Source organism: Bacteroidota bacterium (assembly GCA_018816945.1).
In the GTDB taxonomy this organism is placed as follows: Bacteria; Bacteroidota; Bacteroidia; order Bacteroidales.
This window is the reverse complement of sequence record JAHIVC010000073.1, coordinates 1-18,950: the sequence shown is the minus strand read 5'-3', so window position 1 is coordinate 18,950 and position 18,950 is coordinate 1. Positions and strand designations below refer to the sequence as shown.

The 18,950-nt window shown below is 35.9% G+C and carries 19 protein-coding genes; 15 read left to right on the top strand and 4 right to left on the bottom strand.

The window, feature by feature from the left end; all coding sequences use genetic code 11:
• Window positions 1-7 precede the first annotated feature (7 nt).
• Entirely contained in the window at window positions 8-328 is a 321-nt protein-coding gene (locus KKG99_11565) for an acetyl-CoA carboxylase biotin carboxyl carrier protein subunit (protein MBU1013636.1), read from the top strand.
• Here the strand turns inward: KKG99_11565 and yihA are convergent.
• From yihA to KKG99_11550, 3 genes are read right to left on the bottom strand one after another with little or no spacing between them, the layout of a single operon-like run.
• Window positions 308-916: a ribosome biogenesis GTP-binding protein YihA/YsxC gene (gene yihA, locus KKG99_11560; GenBank protein ID MBU1013635.1), complete on the bottom strand. Its 609-nt coding sequence runs from the start codon at window positions 914-916 to the stop codon at window positions 308-310. The two genes, KKG99_11565 and yihA, sit on opposite strands and share 21 nt — an antisense overlap.
• Before the next feature lie 9 nt (window positions 917-925).
• Window positions 926-1,852, bottom strand: a complete 927-nt coding sequence (locus KKG99_11555) for a GNAT family N-acetyltransferase (GenBank protein MBU1013634.1) — start codon at window positions 1,850-1,852, stop codon at window positions 926-928.
• Window positions 1,853-1,873: 21 nt separating this feature from the next.
• Window positions 1,874-2,710, bottom strand: a complete 837-nt coding sequence (locus tag KKG99_11550) for a glycerol acyltransferase (GenBank protein MBU1013633.1) — start codon at window positions 2,708-2,710, stop codon at window positions 1,874-1,876.
• A 302-nt stretch (window positions 2,711-3,012) separates the two neighbouring features.
• Between KKG99_11550 and mraZ the strand changes: the two genes are divergently transcribed.
• The 14 genes from mraZ to KKG99_11480 all read left to right on the top strand — a co-directional run bounded on the left by mraZ (window position 3,013) and on the right by KKG99_11480 (window position 18,032).
• Window positions 3,013-3,471 (top strand): division/cell wall cluster transcriptional repressor MraZ, encoded by a 459-nt coding sequence (mraZ, locus tag KKG99_11545; GenBank protein MBU1013632.1) that lies wholly within the window; start codon window positions 3,013-3,015, stop codon window positions 3,469-3,471.
• Window positions 3,472-3,479: 8 nt separating this feature from the next.
• Window positions 3,480-4,373 carry a 16S rRNA (cytosine(1402)-N(4))-methyltransferase RsmH gene (gene rsmH, locus KKG99_11540; protein ID MBU1013631.1) on the top strand — a complete coding sequence of 298 codons (894 nt, stop codon included), beginning with the start codon at window positions 3,480-3,482 and terminating at the stop codon, window positions 4,371-4,373.
• A complete protein-coding gene (locus tag KKG99_11535) occupies window positions 4,370-4,768 on the top strand; it encodes a hypothetical protein (protein MBU1013630.1) in 399 nt (132 codons plus the stop codon). Before rsmH ends, KKG99_11535 begins: the two co-directional genes overlap by 4 nt.
• An 8-nt stretch (window positions 4,769-4,776) precedes the next feature.
• On the top strand, window positions 4,777-6,885 hold the full coding sequence (locus tag KKG99_11530) for a transpeptidase family protein (protein ID MBU1013629.1): 2,109 nt from the start codon (window positions 4,777-4,779) through the stop codon (window positions 6,883-6,885).
• Between the two features lie 5 nt (window positions 6,886-6,890).
• Window positions 6,891-8,348, top strand: a complete 1,458-nt coding sequence (locus tag KKG99_11525) for a UDP-N-acetylmuramoyl-L-alanyl-D-glutamate--2,6-diaminopimelate ligase (GenBank protein MBU1013628.1) — start codon at window positions 6,891-6,893, stop codon at window positions 8,346-8,348.
• Between the two features lie 10 nt (window positions 8,349-8,358).
• On the top strand, window positions 8,359-9,597 hold the full coding sequence (mraY, locus tag KKG99_11520; protein ID MBU1013627.1) for a phospho-N-acetylmuramoyl-pentapeptide-transferase: 1,239 nt from the start codon (window positions 8,359-8,361) through the stop codon (window positions 9,595-9,597).
• 42 nt (window positions 9,598-9,639) lie between these two features.
• Complete coding sequence (locus KKG99_11515) at window positions 9,640-10,188, top strand: hypothetical protein (protein ID MBU1013626.1); 549 nt, start codon at window positions 9,640-9,642, stop codon at window positions 10,186-10,188.
• Window positions 10,189-10,206: 18 nt separating this feature from the next.
• Entirely contained in the window at window positions 10,207-11,382 is a 1,176-nt protein-coding gene (locus tag KKG99_11510; GenBank protein MBU1013625.1) for an FtsW/RodA/SpoVE family cell cycle protein, read from the top strand.
• A complete protein-coding gene (gene murG, locus KKG99_11505; protein ID MBU1013624.1) occupies window positions 11,366-12,463 on the top strand; it encodes an undecaprenyldiphospho-muramoylpentapeptide beta-N-acetylglucosaminyltransferase in 1,098 nt (365 codons plus the stop codon). The genes KKG99_11510 and murG overlap by 17 nt, the downstream gene beginning before the upstream one ends.
• Before the next feature lie 2 nt (window positions 12,464-12,465).
• Window positions 12,466-13,812: a UDP-N-acetylmuramate--L-alanine ligase gene (locus tag KKG99_11500; protein MBU1013623.1), complete on the top strand. Its 1,347-nt coding sequence runs from the start codon at window positions 12,466-12,468 to the stop codon at window positions 13,810-13,812.
• Window positions 13,809-14,585 (top strand): hypothetical protein, encoded by a 777-nt coding sequence (locus KKG99_11495; protein ID MBU1013622.1) that lies wholly within the window; start codon window positions 13,809-13,811, stop codon window positions 14,583-14,585. The genes KKG99_11500 and KKG99_11495 overlap by 4 nt, the downstream gene beginning before the upstream one ends.
• Window positions 14,586-14,589: 4 nt before the next feature.
• A complete protein-coding gene (gene ftsA, locus KKG99_11490) occupies window positions 14,590-15,885 on the top strand; it encodes a cell division protein FtsA (protein ID MBU1013621.1) in 1,296 nt (431 codons plus the stop codon).
• Window positions 15,886-15,978: 93 nt separating this feature from the next.
• Entirely contained in the window at window positions 15,979-17,559 is a 1,581-nt protein-coding gene (ftsZ, locus tag KKG99_11485) for a cell division protein FtsZ (GenBank protein MBU1013620.1), read from the top strand.
• Between the two features lie 20 nt (window positions 17,560-17,579).
• Window positions 17,580-18,032, top strand: a complete 453-nt coding sequence (locus tag KKG99_11480; protein ID MBU1013619.1) for a GatB/YqeY domain-containing protein — start codon at window positions 17,580-17,582, stop codon at window positions 18,030-18,032.
• A 20-nt stretch (window positions 18,033-18,052) separates the two neighbouring features.
• Here the strand turns inward: KKG99_11480 and KKG99_11475 are convergent, their stop codons facing one another.
• On the bottom strand, window positions 18,053-18,769 hold the full coding sequence (locus tag KKG99_11475) for a hypothetical protein (GenBank protein MBU1013618.1): 717 nt from the start codon (window positions 18,767-18,769) through the stop codon (window positions 18,053-18,055).
• Window positions 18,770-18,950 lie beyond the last annotated feature (181 nt).

The following is an 18,950-nucleotide window of genomic DNA, read 5'->3' as shown; positions in this document are numbered from 1 at the left end:
ATGTGTTATGGAAGAGAAAGAATCTGAATATAAAACGTTAACCATCGACGGTGTAAATTATAAGACATTGTTGACCAAAAAATACATTGCCCGAAAGAATTTTAAAGAAGTTGATCAGAAATTGATATCTGCATTTATATCCGGATCAATTAATAAAATTCAAGTGAAAAAGGGTAAAAAGGTTAAAGCAGGAGATATCCTGCTTTATCTGGAGGCTATGAAGATGAATAATGTCATCAGAGCAGCCAATGACGGAGTTATAAAGAAAATCCATGTAGTTTCAGGAGAACAAGTAACCAAAGGTCAGTTACTTGTTGAAATCGCCTAAATTATTGGTTTCCGTAATCAAATCATAAATCGCATCCCTTCCTTGGGATGTGATTGATGAACTAACAATGAACTGAGGTAATTCTGTCCATTTTTCGAACAAAGTTAACTTATAACGCTCAATATTATTGATCAGTGCGGTTTTGTTCAATTTATCAGATTTGGTAAATACGATCACGAATGGCAATTGATTTATCCCAAGCCATTCCATAAATTCCAAATCTATTTTTTGAGGTTCAATGCGCGCATCAATCAAAATAAATGTGCAACGCAAATTCTTTCTTTTCATCAGGTATTTGTGGATCAATTCACCCCATTTTTCTCTGGCCGATTTTGAGATTTTAGCAAAACCATATCCGGGTAAATCCACTAAATACCACTCTTCATTTATTAAATAATGATTGATCAATTGCGTTTTTCCGGGAGTTGAGGAAGTCTTTGCCAGTTTCTTTCTGTTCGTTAACATATTGATCAGTGAAGATTTACCAACATTTGACCTGCCAATAAAAGCGTATTCGGGCAAATCGGTTTTAGGGCATTTTGATACCTCCTGATTGCTAACAACAAAATCTGCGGATTTAATAATCATTGTTATTTATTAAATTTTATAAGTGGTAACATGACGGTCTTTTTTAACCTCAAAAATATCGTCAACGGTTACCATGATCCCGGTTTCTTCTACCAGTCCAAAATGATCATTTAAAGCAGTGCCAAAAGTCCTCATTGTTGAAGAAAGATTCATGTATGCGTTGAAAAGTGGAGGAATGTTCTCACCCAAACTTCTTACTTTTTGCACCAATATTTTGTAATCTTCATCGTAACTTCTTGAAGTAAAAACCCGATTTAATTCATCCGCATCAGTGGTGTAATTCATGGGTTTATGCGGGCGAACCAGCTCATCCTTGTCAGGGAAATATTTTTCCATGAAAAAAAGAATGATATCGCGGGCATAAACATTAAAATGTGGGTACATGGTTACTTTGCCGAATAAATATTTAACATCCGGATTGTCAACCATTATTGAGCCTAAACCGTCCCAGATATTGTCCAATGAATACATCCCTTTTCTGATATTGTTTGAGGGTTGGTAAAGTGGTTGAACAAAAGATCGTCCTAGTTCAATCGTATATGGTAAAAATTCCTTCACGAATTTTTCAGAATATTTAAATAATTCTGCAGTTGGTGTACTAACAGCACCTTTCTCATTGATTTGTAAATTTTTACAATGGATAAACCGATAGCCGCCAATGATTTCTTTGTCTTCAGGATTCCAAACAATAAGTTGTTTGAATGGAATTTCAGAAATGTCGAAACTATCAATATCGATAGATTTTCCGGTTCCTCCTTTTGCATCCCTAAAGGTGATTTCACGCAAACGACCAACTTCTTGCATCAGATTTGGTGAATCATGTACCGTAAAAACGTAAATCTCGTTATTGCCAAAATTTGTGTTACGGATAAAGATTTTATCATTCAATTCTTTTTCAAGCAAGGCTTTATCGACAGGTGGTATTATGGTTTCCATACAGTTCAATTTCAGTTCAACTTAATATTTAAATTCACTTTCAGGGTTTGTTTCAATGGAATAAATATGTTCTCGCACTTTCTGCGCCCAAGCAATGCTGCTCATTCTCTTATCAAAAGTTTGGTAAGGAATTGGATTTCCGAATGTAATTTTAATTGTTTTATCTCGTTGTTTATACATCTCATTAACCAGATAAAGCATTTCTATATTTGACTTAATTTTAAGTTTCTCACGTAAATTTGCAAGGTTATAAAAAAAGTTGGAATTACGCCCGCTAATATGCGTAGGGATTATGTCTCTTTGGTGTTGGATTGCTTTTTTGATGAATGTTTGTTTCCAAGGTAAATCCGAAATATGTCCCGATTTTTTACGAGAAACGAGGCCGGCCGGGAAATAAAGCAAAATAGATTCAGAGGCGAAAGTATCATTGATTATCCGTACATTATCGGCATTGCTTCCATGTTTGTTGATTGGAATAAAAATCTCTTTAAGATTTGGTACATTCAATAAAAGGTCATTAGCAGGGACGATTAAATCACTCCTGACTTTTCTAACTTCGTGCATTAATGCCAACCCGTCTGGCCCTCCTAATGGATGATTCGAAGCTATAATGTATTTTCCTGTTTGTGGTATTTTTTCGAGGCCTTCTGAAAAAACCTTTGCTCCAAATTCATCGAACAATACGGTGTCGATAAACTCAAATGCCGATAGTTGAGAATGTTCTTCAAGAAAGCTATTCATTTCATCTTCATGGGCAATCCTTTTTAAATAAGCGAGTAAAAATCCCGGAATTAATTTAAATAGTTTTGGATTCTTGCTTCTAAAAACATTGTCAATATCTATCACTTTTTGCTTCATGCTTTTGCCTTTGTTGTATCAGTCCATCGGTTTTGTTATGCATTCTATACAAATTTAGGATTAATAGTCATTCTTTAACCTCATAACCGGTATTTTTTTTCTGAGTTTAATTAGATTAAAGAGCTTGAAATGTTTATAAAATATTTCAAAGATAAATAGCAGGCAATCAATTCTGTAACCCAATTTCTTCATGTGTCAAAAAAAAATACCCATTTAAATGTAACTTTTTATTAACAAAGTGGTAAAAAGTGGTAAAAAGTGGTAAATAATTATTTATATTTACTCCATAAAAATCAAGATTCTTGGCTGAAATAATAGGTACATACGAATGTAAGGTGGATGTCAAAGGAAGACTGATGTTTCCATCGCAATTGAGGACACAAATCCCATCCGCCTCAACGGAAGGATTCGTGATCAAGAGGAGCATTTTTATGAAATGCCTGGAGTTATATCCGAAAGAGGAATGGCAATTGGAAAGCAAACGAATTAATACGCTAAACCGATTTAAAAAGAAGAATGTTGATTTTATCAGAAAATTTATGGCCGGTGTGAAAACTGCCGAATTAGATAAAGCAGGGAGAATCCTGATCCCGAAAGATCTGTTAAAATATGGAGAAATAAAGAGCGAAATCGTTCTTGCATCAGTTGTAAATAAAATTGAAATCTGGGATCGTGCGGAATATGAAAAAGCTGTGGATTACAATCCTGATGAATTTGCAAGTTTGGCTGAAGAAGTGATGGGTGATAATGAAACTGAATAAATTAATTAATGTACCACAATCCAGTATTACTACATGAATGTATAGAAGGTTTGGCTATTCAACCGAATGGTCATTACGTGGATGTGACTTATGGTGGAGGAGGCCATTCAAAAGAAATATTGAAAAACTTAGAGATTGGAAAATTAATTGCCTTCGATCAGGATAAGGATTCTATCCAAAACAAAGTTGAAGATAGCAAACTCATTTTTATTCAGGCAAATTTCAAAGAGTTAAAAAAGCATTTACAATTATTTCAGTTGCTTCCGGTGGATGGGATTTTGGCTGATTTAGGAGTTTCGTCACACCAGATTGATACTGCAGAAAGAGGCTTCTCTACTCGTGTCGACGGAAAAATTGATATGCGAATGGACCAGTCAATCGAAACTTCTGCTTTAGATGTTTTAAATAATTATTCATTGGAGGAATTAAGTGCTGTTTTTAAAACTTATGGAGAACTAAAAAACTCAAAGCATATCGCAAAATTAATTGTTATTGGCAGGGCAGAACATCCGATTTCAACCACCGTTGAATTGAAGAAAACCTTGGAGTCTTGTATGCCAAGAGGCAAAGAAAATAAGTTCCTTGCTCAACTATATCAAGCCCTACGTATAGAAGTTAACGATGAGTTAAGTGCTTTGAAAAGTATGCTGGAACAAGCAGCTGAGGTGCTTAAACCGGGTGGCAGATTGGTCGTAATGTCGTACCATTCATTGGAAGATCGATTGGTGAAAAATTTTATTAAGACAGGAAATTTTGAAGGAAAACTCGAGAAGGATTTTTATGGAAACCCGATCACACTGTTTCGCCAAATTTCAAGAAAGCCTGTAACCGCATCAAATGAGGAATTGAATTTAAATCCAAGATCACGAAGTGCAAAGCTTCGTATCGCTGAAAAGATATGATACAAAGAAATGAATTAAAAACGGGTCAAAGATCAAGTTCGGCTGGTTCTTCAGCTAAAACTTCCTCTTTTCGTCGGACAATTCAAAGTATTCTGGGTGGGGGATTTTTAACGAAAGATGGAGTAGTAAACCAATTGACTTTTTTGCTTTATGCCACATTTTTAGCCATCCTTTATATCGCAAATATCTATTATGCGGAGAAGGATATTAGAGAATTCAATGCATTGAATAAAGAGCTGAAGGAATTGAGATACGAATACATTACGTGTAAATCAAACTTGATGAATATTAGTAAACAATCTGAAATTACAAAACGGCTGCTAGGGAGTGGAATAAAGGAATCTGTGGTTCCTCCCTATAAACTGGTTTTGGTAAAACCTGAAATCAAAAATTAATTGAAGTAATGAACGACAAACGTGACATACTATGGCGGGTTTATTTGTTGTACATTTTTGTACTGCTCGCAGGAATTGCTGTTATTGCTAAAGTCGTTCAAATTCAGGTTTATCAATCCGATAAGTTGCTTCAGAAGGCAGAGAAGCAAGAAATGCAGTATGTAAGCTTAGAAGCTAACCGTGGTAATATATATTCCGACGATGGAAGATTGCTCGCAACTTCTGTGCCTGTTTTTGAAATCAGAATGGATGTGGATTCGGAGCATATAACAGATGATTTATTCAACTCAGAAGTGGATTCTTTGGCTTTATGTCTTTCAAAATTGTTTGGTGATAATTCAAAACAATCGTATAAAAATAAGTTGCAAAAAGCCCGTAAAGATGGGAATCGATATTTTTTAATAAACAGGAATGTTACTTATGAACAATTGAAAGAGCTGCGAACATTCCCAATTTTGAGAAGAGGTAAATACCTTGGTGGGTTAATCTCAATTTCAAATACTACGAGAAAAATGCCTTTTGGCAATCTGGCTAAACGCACCATTGGTTATCAGAATAAAGAAGAAAAATTATTTGTTGGTTTAGAGGGTGCTTATGCCGATCATATTGAAGGAATTCAAGGTCAGCAATTGCAAAGGAGAATAAATAATGGAGATTGGATCCCGTTAAATGACGAAAATGATATTCTTCCGGTTGACGGAAAGGATATTTTTACCTCGATAGATGTAGATATCCAAGATGTTGCAGAGAATGCATTATACCAGCATTTGGTCGAGCATGGCGCATATCAGGGTTGTGCGGTGTTAATGGAGACAAAAACCGGATTTATTAAGGCGATTGCAAACCTGCGTTATGAGCCATCCACAGGAACATATGAAGAATCATACAATTACGCAATAGCCGAAAATGTAGAACCCGGTTCAACTTTTAAGCTGGCTTCTATAATTGCTGCTTTGGAATCGGGAAAAGTAAAGGTGGATGATTACGTCGAAACCGGTGAAGGATGGGTCAAATATTATGACCGGATTATGAAGGATGATCATAAGATTGGCGAAGGATGGATAACCGTTCGCGAAGCTTTCGAGAAATCCTCAAATGTCGGAATATCAAAAGTTATAACTAAAATATTTGAAGACAATCCGCAAAAATTTGTTGATTATTTAACTAAAATGTCAATTAATGAACCTTTGGGCCTGGATATTTTAGGAGAAGGTAAACCATATATTAAAAGCCCAAAAGATAAAAGTAATTGGTATGGTACCACTTTACCATGGATGTCGATTGGCTACGAATTGACTCTGACACCTCTTCAAACCCTGACTTATTACAACGCTGTCGCAAATAATGGAGTGATGGTAAAACCTCAATTTGTGATGGCGATACGGCAGGAAAATCAGGTATTAAAGACTTTTAGCCCAATTGTGATCAATAAATCAATTTGTTCGCAACGAACAATTGATTCGGTCAAAGCTCTGCTGGAAGGAGTTGTTTTGAGAGGCACCGGAGATATTGCATTTGAAAACATAAAATATAGAGTTGCAGGGAAAACAGGTACCGCGCAGATTGCAAGAGGCAAGAGTGGTTATAATAAGTCTGATTATAATGCATCGTTTGTTGGTTATTTCCCGGCTGATGATCCACAGTATTCATGCATCATTGTAGTAAATAATCCTACAAAGGGTAAGATTTATGGAAGCTCTGTTGCAGCTCCTGTTTTCAAAGAAATAGCTGATAAAATCGTAGCTACACAATTGGCAAACCAACTGGGTACGCCAAATCTGCAGCCAAAAACAATCTTTCCGGGTGAAATTAAAGGCGAAAACTCGGATTTCAAATTGCTTTATCAGGCACTTGCTTATCCGATCAAAACTATTTCTGATAGCAGTTGGGTGATTTCCCAACCAAAAGAAAGACGTATTGAAATAAGCAAAATAGAAGTTACAGAAGGTTTGATACCCGATGTTAGCGGAATGGGCGTGAAGGATGCAGTTTATTTATTGGAAAGTATAGGTGTAAAAACACAAGTGATTGGCAGAGGTATTGTTTCGAGCCAATCTATTAGTGCCGGAACAAAAATATCAAGTGGAATGATGATAATATTAAATCTATCAAGCTAGGTATAATGAAGAATTTGATCGACATATCAGGTAGTTTGCAAATCGAGCAATTGATTGGATCTAACGATCTTCAGGTCAAAGAAATTATTTTTGATTCACGGAAGGTTAAAAAAGGATCTTTATTTGTTGCTCAGGCTGGAACAAATGTAGATGGTCATCAGTTTATCGATTTGGCTATTCAGCAAGGTGCTCTTGCTGTTGTTTGTGAGAAAATCCCTGCTATCATTAATGATTCCATTTGTTATATTCAAGTTCCGGATTCAAAAAAAGCTTTGGGAATATTGGCAACGGAGTTTTACAATCACCCATCTACTAAGCTAAAATTGATAGGAATAACAGGAACAAATGGCAAGACCACGATAGTTACTTTACTTCATGATTTATTCTCAAAGCTAGGCTATAAAACAGGATTGCTCTCTACCATTGAAAATAAAATTGGACAAGAGTGCATTGCTTCTACACATACTACGCCGGATAGCGTTCAACTGAATCAATTACTTGATAAAATGGTGAAAGCAAGTGTGGAGTTTTGTTTTATGGAAGTTAGCTCTCATGCAGTGGATCAGGAGCGTATTTATGGACTTCATTTTTCAGGGGCTGTTTTTACCAATCTTTCACATGATCATTTAGATTATCATCTGACTTTTGATGAATATTTAAAAGCTAAAAAGAAATTTTTCGATCAATTGCCTTCCTCTTCATTTGCACTTTGCAATACCGATGATAAGCGCGGACAAATTATGCTGCAAAATACCAAGGCAGATAAATTTACTTATGGTTTAAGAGGTGTTGCAGATTTCAATACAAAAATTATGACCAATCAATTTGAAGGATTGGAATTGGAAATTGAGAATCATCCTGTATGGTTTAAATTAATTGGGAAATTCAATGCTTATAATTTACTCGCCGTTTATGCCACGGCAGTTTTGTTGGGTGAGGATAAATTAAAGGTGCTCACATTGATGAGCAATATGGAGGCTGCCGAAGGTCGATTTGATCAAATACGATATGAAAGTAATATAAACGTAATAATTGATTACGCCCACACACCCGATGCTTTAGAGAATGTTTTGAAAACGATTGCGTCGATCAGAACCGGAAATGAACAGCTCATTACGGTGATTGGAACTGGAGGGAATCGTGACAAATTAAAGCGACCTGTTATGGCGCAAATTGCCTGCAATAATAGTGATCGTGTCATCCTTACTTCTGATAATCCGCGCAATGAAGATCCTGATCAAATTATTGAAGATATGAAAGCCGGACTTGATGCAGTTCAGATGAGAAAAGCTTTATCAATAACGAATAGAAGAGAAGCAATAAAAACTGCGATCATGTTTGCGAAAGATGGCGATATCATTTTAGTAGCAGGAAAAGGCCACGAAAAATATCAAATTATTAAAGGTGAAAAATTGCCTTTTGATGAAAAAGAGATTGTTAAGCAATTATTAATGAATTTATAAGACAGAAATTATGCTTTATTATTTATTCAGTTATCTCGATCAGCATTTCAACTTCCCGGGTGCAGGGGTATTTCAGTATATCTCATTCCGTGCGGCAATGGCAATAATTTTCTCTCTCATCATTTCACTACTTTTTGGTAAGCGACTGATAAATGTGCTTGTTAAAAAGCAGGTTGGCGAATCGATAAGGGATTTAGGGTTGGAAGGGCAAATTGAAAAACAAGGAACGCCAACAATGGGAGGACTTATCATAATAGGAGCGGTCCTGATCCCAACACTTCTATTTGTAAAACTTGATAATATTTATGTTTTGCTTTTGATCTTCACAACCATTTGGTTAGGCGGAATTGGTTTGTTGGATGATTATATCAAGGTATTCAGAAAAGATAAAAAAGGTTTGGCCGGAAGATTTAAGTTATTAGGACAAATAATTTTAGGATTGGTAGTTGGCTCGGTCATGTATTTTAATGATTCGATTGTCATAAGGGAAAAAATCAGTGTTGAAACTGCAATTGCACAGGGGATCAATCTTGGTGATGCCAAAGCGAATTTTGAACTGGATGCAGTAAAATCAACAAAAACAAGTATCCCTTTCGTAAAAAATAATGAGTTTGACTATTCTATCCTGATATCCTGGATGGGCAAAGATTATGCAAACTTAGCTTATTTGATTTTCATTCCAATTGTAATCTTGATCATCATGGCTGTTTCAAATGGAGCCAATTTAACGGATGGGATGGATGGCCTGGCAACCGGAACTTCCGCGATTATCGGAGCTACACTTGCTGTCTTAACCTGGGTTTCTGGAAATATCGTATTTGCCAATTACCTAAATATCATGTATATCCCCAATTTAGGGGAATTGACCATTTATATCAGTGCCTTTGTTGGGGCCTGCATAGGTTTTCTATGGTACAACTCCTATCCTGCACAAGTATTTATGGGCGATACCGGAAGTTTGGCTATTGGCGGGATTATAGCCGTAATTGCCATTATCATTCGAAAAGAGTTATTAATCCCAATTTTATGCGGAATTTTTGTTGTTGAAAATCTCTCGGTTGTACTTCAGGTAAGCTATTTCAAGTATACAAAAAGGAAGTCCGGCATTGGGAAACGAATTTTTAAAATGTCACCGCTTCATCATCACTTTCAGGTACTGGGTTATTCGGAGCCAAAAATCGTTCAGCGATTTTTTATTGTTGGAATCATGCTCGCAGTATTTACGATTGTTACGCTTAAACTTAGATAATAGAATAATTAGGATTTATATAAATACTCAAATAAAATTAACATGACTCTAGAAGAATTAGCATTACAGGGTAAGCAAAGAGCTTACAAATCAATGGCAGCAGGTATAAACTCTAAATTGATAGGTATTCGGAAGGAGACAATTAAAAAATGCCTGACGGATTTTCAAAATATCGAACATCGTCTTGAGTTTGTGGCATCCATAAGCGAGATCGAATTTGTCAACGATTCAAAAGCCACAAATGTAAATTCTACTTGGTATGCACTTGAATGCATGCAGAACAAAGTTGTATGGATTGCAGGAGGAATTGATAAAGACAATGATTATGAAATTTTGAAAACCTTGGTTCGCAATAAAGTTAAAGCGGTTATTTGTTTAGGATTGGATAACTCAAAAATTCATGAAGCATTTGCAGGAGAAGTTGAGACAATTATTGATACGCAATCGATCACTGAAGCTGTTAATATTTCATATCAATTGGCTAAAAGAGGTGATTCTGTTCTTTTTTCACCCGCTTGTGCAAGCTTCGATTTATTCGAAAATTATGAGGATAGGGGTAATCAATTTAAACAAGCCGTTAACGGGTTATAATAATAAGAAATAGCTGGGATGTCAAGCTTTGCAAATAAAATAAAAGGGGATAAAGTAATTTGGGCGGTAGTGATACTATTGTCTGTATTTTCTTTATTGGCTGTTTATAGTTCATCTGGCACACTGGCTTATAAATACAAAGGTGGGAACACGGAGTACTATATGATCAAGCATTTTACGATACTTGCTTTTGGTTTTGGACTCATGTATTTGGCCCATCTGGTTAACTATACCTACTATTCCAGGATTTTTCAAATAATACTTTTTATTGCGGTTCCCTTACTTGCCCTTACATTGGTTATTGGGATAGATTTGAACGATGCAAAACGTGTTCTGCCCTTGCCCTTTAATTTGAGTTTTCAAACATCCGATTTGGCCAAACTTACTTTAATCGTATATCTGGCACGCCTTCTGACAAAAAAACAAGATCAAATCAAGGATTTTAGATCGGCGTTTGTACCATTAATGTTGCCAATTTTAATTGTTTGTGGATTAATCTTGCCTTCTAATTTTTCAACTGCTGCATTACTGTTTGTCACATGTTTGGTACTGATGTTTATTGGACGGGTAAACATGACTTATATTTTATCCCTGGTTATGATAGGGGTTGTTATATTAACTGTTTTCATCTTTATTCTTTACAATTCTTCCGGAGATAAGAAGGGACGGATAGGAACCTGGAAAAACCGAATAGAAAACTTTATTTCTCCGGATGGCAGCAGTGAGAGTACTTATCAGGTTGATCAATCCAAAATAGCAATCGCATCAGGAGGAATAATAGGTAAAGGGCCTGGAAACAGTACCCAAAGGAATTTTTTACCTCATCCATATTCTGATTTTATTTTTGCCATCATTATTGAAGAATATGGATTAATCGGGGCAAGTGTCATCGTTTTGCTTTACATGATTTTGTTTTACAGGGCAGTAAAAATTGTTACGATAATCCCAAAGAAATTTGGGGCATTTTTAACCATTGGAGTTGCTTTCAATCTGGTTTTTCAGGCTTTAATAAATATGGGTGTTGCAGTCGATTTATTACCGGTTACGGGTCAGCCTTTGCCATTGGTCAGTATGGGTGGGACTTCAATTTGGTTTACAAGTTTATCCATTGGCATTATTTTAAGTGTGAGTAAAGAAGTTAATCTAACAGGAAAAATAGATAAAAGTCAAGAAAATGTTGAGAGCCAATCCTAAAATAATCATTAGCGGAGGTGGAACCGGGGGGCATATTTTCCCGGCAATAGCTATTGCTAAGGCATTGATGAAAAGGTTAGGAGCAGCTGAGATTTTATTTGTTGGGGCAAAAGGAAGAATGGAAATGGAGCGGGTTCCATTGGCCGGATTTAAAATTGAAGGATTATGGATCAGTGGCCTCCAACGCAGCTTAACAATCAATAATTTACTATTCCCGATAAAACTGATTTTTAGTTTATTTAAAGCGCAACAAATTATCAAGAGATTTAAACCCGATATTGTGATTGGCGTGGGAGGTTATGCCAGCGGACCAACTTTACGTATGGCAATACGACAAAAAATTCCAACACTGATTCAGGAGCAGAATTCATATCCGGGAATCACAAACAGGCTTCTGGCTAAAGAAGTAAATTCAATTTGTGTGGCCTATGATCATATGGATCATTTTTTTCCAAAAGAAAAAATTGTCAAAACAGGAAACCCGGTAAGAGAAGAGTTGATTGATGTTTCAGGAAAACGAAAACAGGCAAGGGAGTTTTTTAAACTGGATTCACGACAGGTAGTTTTTGTGGTTGGTGGAAGTCAGGGTGCAATTGCGATCAATAAAAGCATTGAGAATTTATTGCCTGAATTTATTAAAAATGATTTGCAATTGATTTGGCAAACAGGAACGACATTTTATAATAAGGCTCTACAGAATGCATCTGACAGGATCAAAATATTTAAGTTTATCGAAAAAATGGATTTGGCCTATGCAGCTGCTGATATCGTGATTTCACGGGCTGGTGCAATTGCCATCTCAGAATTGTGTTTGGTGAAAAACCCCGTAATATTCATTCCTCTTCCATCAGCGGCAGAAGATCATCAAACTAAAAATGCGGTGGCATTGGTTGAGCTTGAAGCTGCATTAATGATCAAAGAATCAAATATTGGAGAAAAGTTAGGCCCAATTTTAAAAGATTTATCAGGTAACAAAGAGCTTCAACTTAAGCTCAAAGCTAATATTGGAAAACTTGCAATACCAAATGCAAGTGAAATTATTGTTGACGAAATTATGAAACTGTTGGGTAAAAAAAATTAATCATGAATTTGAACGAGCTGAAACATATATATTTCATAGGCATCGGGGGCATTGGAATGAGTGCCCTGGCTCGTTACTTTATGCAAAAAGGCGTCAAGGTAAGTGGTTATGATAAAACAGAAACCAAACTCACCAGGCTTCTTGAAGAGGAAGGCATTCATATAACTTATATCGATGCAGTAGCAGAAATCCCTGAATTAATAGACTTGGTTGTATATACTCCGGCGATACCAAGCGATCATAAACAATTTAATTATTTCAAAACGCTCAAAACTCCCGTTCTTAAACGATCAGCATTGCTTGGTGAGCTTAGCAAAAATAAATTTACCATTGCCATTGCGGGAACACATGGTAAAACAACCATTACATCTTTGGTTGCGCATATTTTTATAACGGCCGGTATAAAAGTTTCGGCTTTTGTTGGCGGAATTACAAAGAATTATAACACGAATTTTGTTGGATCGGCTGATGCAGAAGTTGTCATTGCAGAGGCCGATGAATACGATCGTTCATTTTTAAGTTTAAGCCCGAATATAAGCCTGATCAGTTCTATGGATGCGGATCATCTGGATATTTATTATAATAAAATGCAGTTGGTTGAATATTTTAAATTATTTGCTGGGCAAGGCAAGCCAAATTCACATTTGGTTGTCAATCACCGATTAAAATCAGAGTTAGGATCTAAAAAGTGTTTCACCTACAACTTGGATAATAATGCTGATTTTTATGGATACGATATCGCGATAGTAAATGCTGCCTATGAATTTAAAATTCACACAACTGAGGGTGTTCTGAATGATCTTCAATTTATGATTCCGGGCAGGCATAATCTTGAAAATGTGATTGCAGCTGTATCTGTCGCCAAATTATATGGGATCAAAAATCAGTTTATCAAGGAAGCACTCAAAACATATATGGGCGTAGAACGTCGTTTTGATATTCTAATAAATAGACCGGATTGTGTTTATATTGATGATTATGCACATCATCCGGAAGAATTGAGAGCATGTATTCAGGCTGTAAGAGAGTTTTACCCGGGGGAAAAAATTACGGGCATATTTCAACCGCATTTGTTTTCCCGTACACGCGATTTTGCCGATGAATTTGCCAGAAGTCTGGAGCAACTTGATGAACTCATCTTGCTTGAAATTTATCCGGCACGTGAAAAGCCTATAGAAGAAATAAACGCTACTTTTTTATTAGATAAAGTGAATTTGAAAAACAAATATTTGTTTACAAACGAGCAGGTACTAAATTTTATTTCAGATTCTAAACCCAAAGTATTGCTGACAGTTGGCGCAGGTGATATTGATAAATTGGTTCAACCGATAAAGGAAAGATTATTATGAAACGGATACTTAAAATATTAGCCGGGATCATTGCTGCTTGTGGAGTGGTAGTGTTGATCTATGTCGTTTCATTAAAGCAGGAAGAGGTGAAATGCATTGGCATGCGAATTAGCATAAATTATCCCGAACAGGATATTTTTATTGAAAAGAGTGAAATTGAGGAAATAGTTAAAACAACGTATGGCGATATTTATTCTGTAGCTATCAACGTAATTAGTACTGAGAAACTTGAAAATCTGTTTTCACAAAATCCTTATATCAGGAGTGCCAATGTTTATTCAAATATTCAAGGTGAATTGATTATCGATATTGTGCAAAGGCAGCCAATTTTCAGACTTGAAATGCCCAGAGGAAGTTTTTATGTGGATAATTATGGAAGTTACATGCCGTTAAGTCCACAGTATGTTCCGCGATTGGTAATTGTTAGCGGGTTTTTAAAAAGTATAGATATAAATAATGAAAAGGGATTAAATCTGAATAATCAAGCTGAAAACTCAGAAATAGCACCAATTATTGAATTGGTAAAGTTTATCCGAAAAGATACCTTTTTGAGTGCCTTAATTGAGCAAATCTATGTAAATAAAGATAGAGAAATAGAACTTATCCCAAAACTTGGAAAGCAATATATATTGTTAGGTAAGGCTGAACATGTTGAGGAAAAGTTGAATAAGCTTCAGATATTCTACGAGCAGGGAATGCCTATAAATGGCTGGGATGCTTATGAAATGATAAATATAAAGTTTAAAAATCAGGTTGTTTGTACAAAAATTTAATGATATGGAAACATCAGAAATCATTGTTGGATTAGATATTGGAACTACAAAAATTGCTGCCATTGTTGGACGTAAAAACGACAAAGGTAAAATTGAGTTACTTGGATTCGGGAGAACAGAATCCATAGGGGTCAAACGTGGTGTCGTATCTAATATTGAGCATACGGTACAATCCATTATGACTGCAGTTGAGCAAGCCACTCAAACTTCAGGTGTGGAAATTAAATATGTAAATGTGGGTATTGCAGGACAACATATTAAAAGTTTGCAACATCGGGGCAATATTATACGTGAAAACAGTGATGAGGAAATAAGCCAGAAAGATTTAGATTTCCTGAACAACTCCATGTATAATTTAAACATGAGCCCCGGCGAAGAAATCATTGATGTGATCGCTCAGGAATACGTTATCGATAATGAGCAAGGGGTAAAAGAGCCAATTGGGATGTTGGGAAATACGCTGGAGGCCAACTTTCATATCATCATCGGCCAAACCGCTGCCGCCAAAAATATTTACAAGTGTGTTAAAAAAGCTGGTCTTGAAGTCGTTGATCTGATTTTGGAGCCAATTGCCTCTGCTGAAGCAGTGCTGGGCGATGACGAAAAAGAAGCCGGGGTAGTTTTGGTCGACATTGGTGGCGGAACAACAGACATTGCTATCTTCCAGGATGGGATTATTCGTCATACTGCGGTGATTCCTTTTGGAGGCGATATTATTACCGAAGATATTAAAGAGGGATGTACGATTATCAAAAAACATGCTGAAGAATTAAAAGTGAAATTTGGCTCAGCTTTGGCAAGTGAGAATAAAGAAGAAGAAATTGTAGCAATTCCTGGTCTTCGCGGACGTCCGGCAAAAGAAATCTCATTGAAAAATTTAGCCAGCATCATTCAGGCCCGTATGGAAGAAATTGTGGAGCATATTTATTACGAAATCAGAAATTCAGGCTATGAAAAGAAACTTATAGCAGGAATAGTTCTCACCGGTGGTGGTGCATTATTGAGCCATATTTCTCAGCTTACCGAATTTGTTACCGGCATGGATACACGAATTGGCTATCCAAATGAGCACCTGGCAAACGACGTAGATGATGAGATGGCAAGCCCGATGTACTCGACTGGTATAGGTCTCGTGATTGTAGGGATTGATCGTTATAAGAGAGATAAGGATAGGGAAATGTTTGAAAAAGGCGAAAAAAGAAAATTGATGTGGTCGCCTAAAAAAGCAAAAAAAGAAGTCAAGCCTACTAACTTTTTAAAGAGTATTCAGGATTGGTTTGAACGAGATGGAATAGAATAATAATTAACAAAATAATTGTTGAAAAAATTAAAATTAGCAATTTTTTTAGAGGATATTAAAACATAAATTTAAGAAACCAAATATAGCGCAATGATAAAATTTGATCATCCAAAGAACCAGTCTTCTTTAATAAAAGTAATTGGTGTAGGAGGTGGTGGGAGCAATGCCGTAACTCACATGTTTAATCAAGGTATTAAAGGGGTAGATTTTATCATCTGTAATACTGATGCTCAGGCAATGGAGACAAGTTCTGTCCCAACAAAAATCCAGATCGGAAACAATGGATTAGGAGCAGGGTCCATCCCATCTGTGGGCAAGGAGGCAGCGATAGGAAAAATAGAAGAGATAAAAACGCTTTTGGAAAAAAATACCAAAATGTTATTTATCACTGCCGGAATGGGTGGCGGTACCGGTACGGGAGCTGCTCCGGTTATTGCAGCAGTAGCTAAAGAATTGGGTATTTTAACAGTAGGGATTGTTACAATTCCATTTTCTTTTGAAGGAAGAAAAAGAAAACTGCAGGCAGAACAGGGGATAAAAGATCTGCGCGAAAATGTAGATACTTTACTTGTTGTATGCAACGATAAATTGCGTGAGTTACATGGTGACCTGAAATTATCTCAGGCCTTTTCGCAAGCCGACAACATTTTAACAACAGCTGCAAAGGGAATTGCTGAAATCATTACTGTAACTGGTTATATAAATGTTGATTTCGAGGATGTTAAAACAGTAATGAAAAACAGTGGAAAAGCACTGATGGGATCTGCATCCGCTGAAGGCGAAAGCAGGGCTATTGTTGCGGTGAAAGCTGCTCTTGCCTCTCCATTATTGAATGATAGTGATATTGCGGGTGCAAGTGATATACTTCTCTACATCTCCTCAGGCATTGAGGAAATATCAATGGATGAGGTTACGGAAATTACCGAGTATATTCAAACAGAAGCAGGCAGAAATGCAGAAATTATTTGGGGTAATGGTACTGATGAATCTCTTGGAAATAAAATTAGTGTTACGATTGTCGCAACAGGATTTGATTCCAGAACAAAAGCTGATATCGAACGGGCAAAAAAAATAATTATTCCCTTAAACCGTGATCCTTTAACGGTTGAAAAGAAAAAGGAAGATAAGCCCGAGAATCCAATGGATGAAATCCAACTTATATCTACGAATGATATGAGGAATAGGCAAGAGTCAACTCAGGAAAATGTATTAAAAATGAAGCCTATAGAGGAAAAACTAGAGCGTACCATAACGTTTCGCCTAAATCCTCCTCCAATTGATTTTACAAAGAAATCAGAAAACCCAATTGACAAGATTCAGATAACTGAACCTACTTTGGTTAGTAGGGTTGATAATCAGGAAGCAGAACTATCTAAACCCAAATTAAGCTTCGATACCGAAAAATCATCTGATCAAATGGATATTGAGGAAGTTGAACGTCGTACAAATGACAGGGTAAGGAAGCTAAAAGATTTGAGCATCAGGCTTAAATCACGTGAAGATTTGGAAAAACTCGAGAGAGAGCCGGCTTACATGAGAAGGAATGTTGAGCTAATTGAACCCAGTCCATCTTCAGAATCTTTAGTTTCAAAGTTTTCTTTATCAGAACCGGATGAGAATGATTCAATAAGTTTAAAACAGAATAATTCATTTTTACACGATAATGTTGATTAGGAATTTTAAATAATTGAACAATGAGCCTGGAAGAACAAGTAAATGCAGACATTAAAAAAGCGATGTTAGCTAAGGATCCAAAAGCTTTGGAAGCATTGAGAGCAGTTAAGGCTTCATTATTATTGGTTAAGACAGGGAAGGATTCAAAGGATGGTGAAATATCCAAAGATGCCGAAATTTCGTTATTGCAACGATTGGTGAAGCAACGAAAAGAATCGGCTGAAATATATCTTAATCAGGAAAGGCAAGAATTGGCAGATGTCGAGCTGTTTCAGGTTGAGGTGATCCAAAAATATCTGCCTGAGCAAATTAGTGAGGAAGAAGTAGGTAGGATTATTGAGAAAATTATTCAGGAAACCGGCGCATCTTCAATGAAAGATATGGGAAAAGTAATGGCGCTTGCCTCTAAAAAATTAGCCGGTAAGGCTGAAAGCAAACAAATTGCTTCAATTGTAAAGAGTAAACTTACTTAGTATCTGGAAAAATTTGATCCTTACTTCTGATTTATCATTTGAACCAACTGAATCAAATCCTTTTCTTTTTTAACATTTAATTTATTTTTCTTGATAATCCCCAGTATTTCATCACTTTCTTTTCCAAAAGCATTTTCAATATCTTTATTATTATTGATTAATACCGGATCGGCATCCTCTAGTTTAATGCAGTAAGTTGTGCTTTTCTTACTAAAGGTTGGAGGAGTAGCTTCCTTGTACGGCTCAGGTTCTTTAGCTGGATTGAAAATAATTTTATATTTTGCAAGTAATTGAACTTTACCAGTACATCGTAGACTATAATAACCACCTTTTTTATTATTAACTTTATGGTATATAAAAGACTCATCGCCAAATTTTATTTCTTTAATAATTTCCGGATTGGTGATTGAAAGTATGGTGTCATTTGAGATTTTAAATTCCATCTCATCATTAAATATATTATAGCGCAATGGAATCCCTGCATAAGTTACATTATCATTAGTCATAACTAAGCCAAATATAAATTCATTTGAAAGATAGGGGGATCCTGCAATATCTTTCTCCGTTAGAGTGAAGCCCCTAAAAGAATCATCATGAATTGCACTGATGAAATCAACTTGAAATTTAGCAAATCCTTCGGTTTGCCCTACTTGATTATAAGCTTTTAGGTTAGTGTTTAAAATGGTTATTAGCAGGATACAAGTTCTAATAACGAATTGTAATGACTTTCTTTTCATAGCCTTAAGTATTAATATTATAAATTGTGTTTTATGATAATAATTCGTTCAAAATCAGTTTGTAGGTTGAACAATCAAGGGTTTAAAAAATTTAATAAATCTAGTTTTCAAAAATGAGATGGTTATTAAATAAGCTAATAAAGGCTAATAATTTGCATAAATGATTCATGAAAATAATCTG

Coding starts and splice junctions, on each gene's coding strand:
- KKG99_11550 (MBU1013633.1), bottom strand. CDS start 2,710: ATGAAGCAAAAAGTGATAGATATTGACAATGTTTTTAGAAGCAAGAAT.
- KKG99_11500 (MBU1013623.1), top strand. CDS start 12,466: ATGAATTTGAACGAGCTGAAACATATATATTTCATAGGCATCGGGGGC.
- KKG99_11525 (MBU1013628.1), top strand. CDS start 6,891: ATGAAGAATTTGATCGACATATCAGGTAGTTTGCAAATCGAGCAATTG.
- KKG99_11475 (MBU1013618.1), bottom strand. CDS start 18,769: ATGAAAAGAAAGTCATTACAATTCGTTATTAGAACTTGTATCCTGCTA.
- KKG99_11510 (MBU1013625.1), top strand. CDS start 10,207: ATGTCAAGCTTTGCAAATAAAATAAAAGGGGATAAAGTAATTTGGGCG.
- KKG99_11555 (MBU1013634.1), bottom strand. CDS start 1,852: ATGGAAACCATAATACCACCTGTCGATAAAGCCTTGCTTGAAAAAGAA.
- KKG99_11480 (MBU1013619.1), top strand. CDS start 17,580: ATGAGCCTGGAAGAACAAGTAAATGCAGACATTAAAAAAGCGATGTTA.
- ftsA (MBU1013621.1), top strand. CDS start 14,590: ATGGAAACATCAGAAATCATTGTTGGATTAGATATTGGAACTACAAAA.
- mraY (MBU1013627.1), top strand. CDS start 8,359: ATGCTTTATTATTTATTCAGTTATCTCGATCAGCATTTCAACTTCCCG.
- KKG99_11515 (MBU1013626.1), top strand. CDS start 9,640: ATGACTCTAGAAGAATTAGCATTACAGGGTAAGCAAAGAGCTTACAAA.
- KKG99_11535 (MBU1013630.1), top strand. CDS start 4,370: ATGATACAAAGAAATGAATTAAAAACGGGTCAAAGATCAAGTTCGGCT.
- rsmH (MBU1013631.1), top strand. CDS start 3,480: ATGTACCACAATCCAGTATTACTACATGAATGTATAGAAGGTTTGGCT.
- KKG99_11495 (MBU1013622.1), top strand. CDS start 13,809: ATGAAACGGATACTTAAAATATTAGCCGGGATCATTGCTGCTTGTGGA.
- yihA (MBU1013635.1), bottom strand. CDS start 916: ATGATTATTAAATCCGCAGATTTTGTTGTTAGCAATCAGGAGGTATCA.
- KKG99_11530 (MBU1013629.1), top strand. CDS start 4,777: ATGAACGACAAACGTGACATACTATGGCGGGTTTATTTGTTGTACATT.
- KKG99_11565 (MBU1013636.1), top strand. CDS start 8: ATGGAAGAGAAAGAATCTGAATATAAAACGTTAACCATCGACGGTGTA.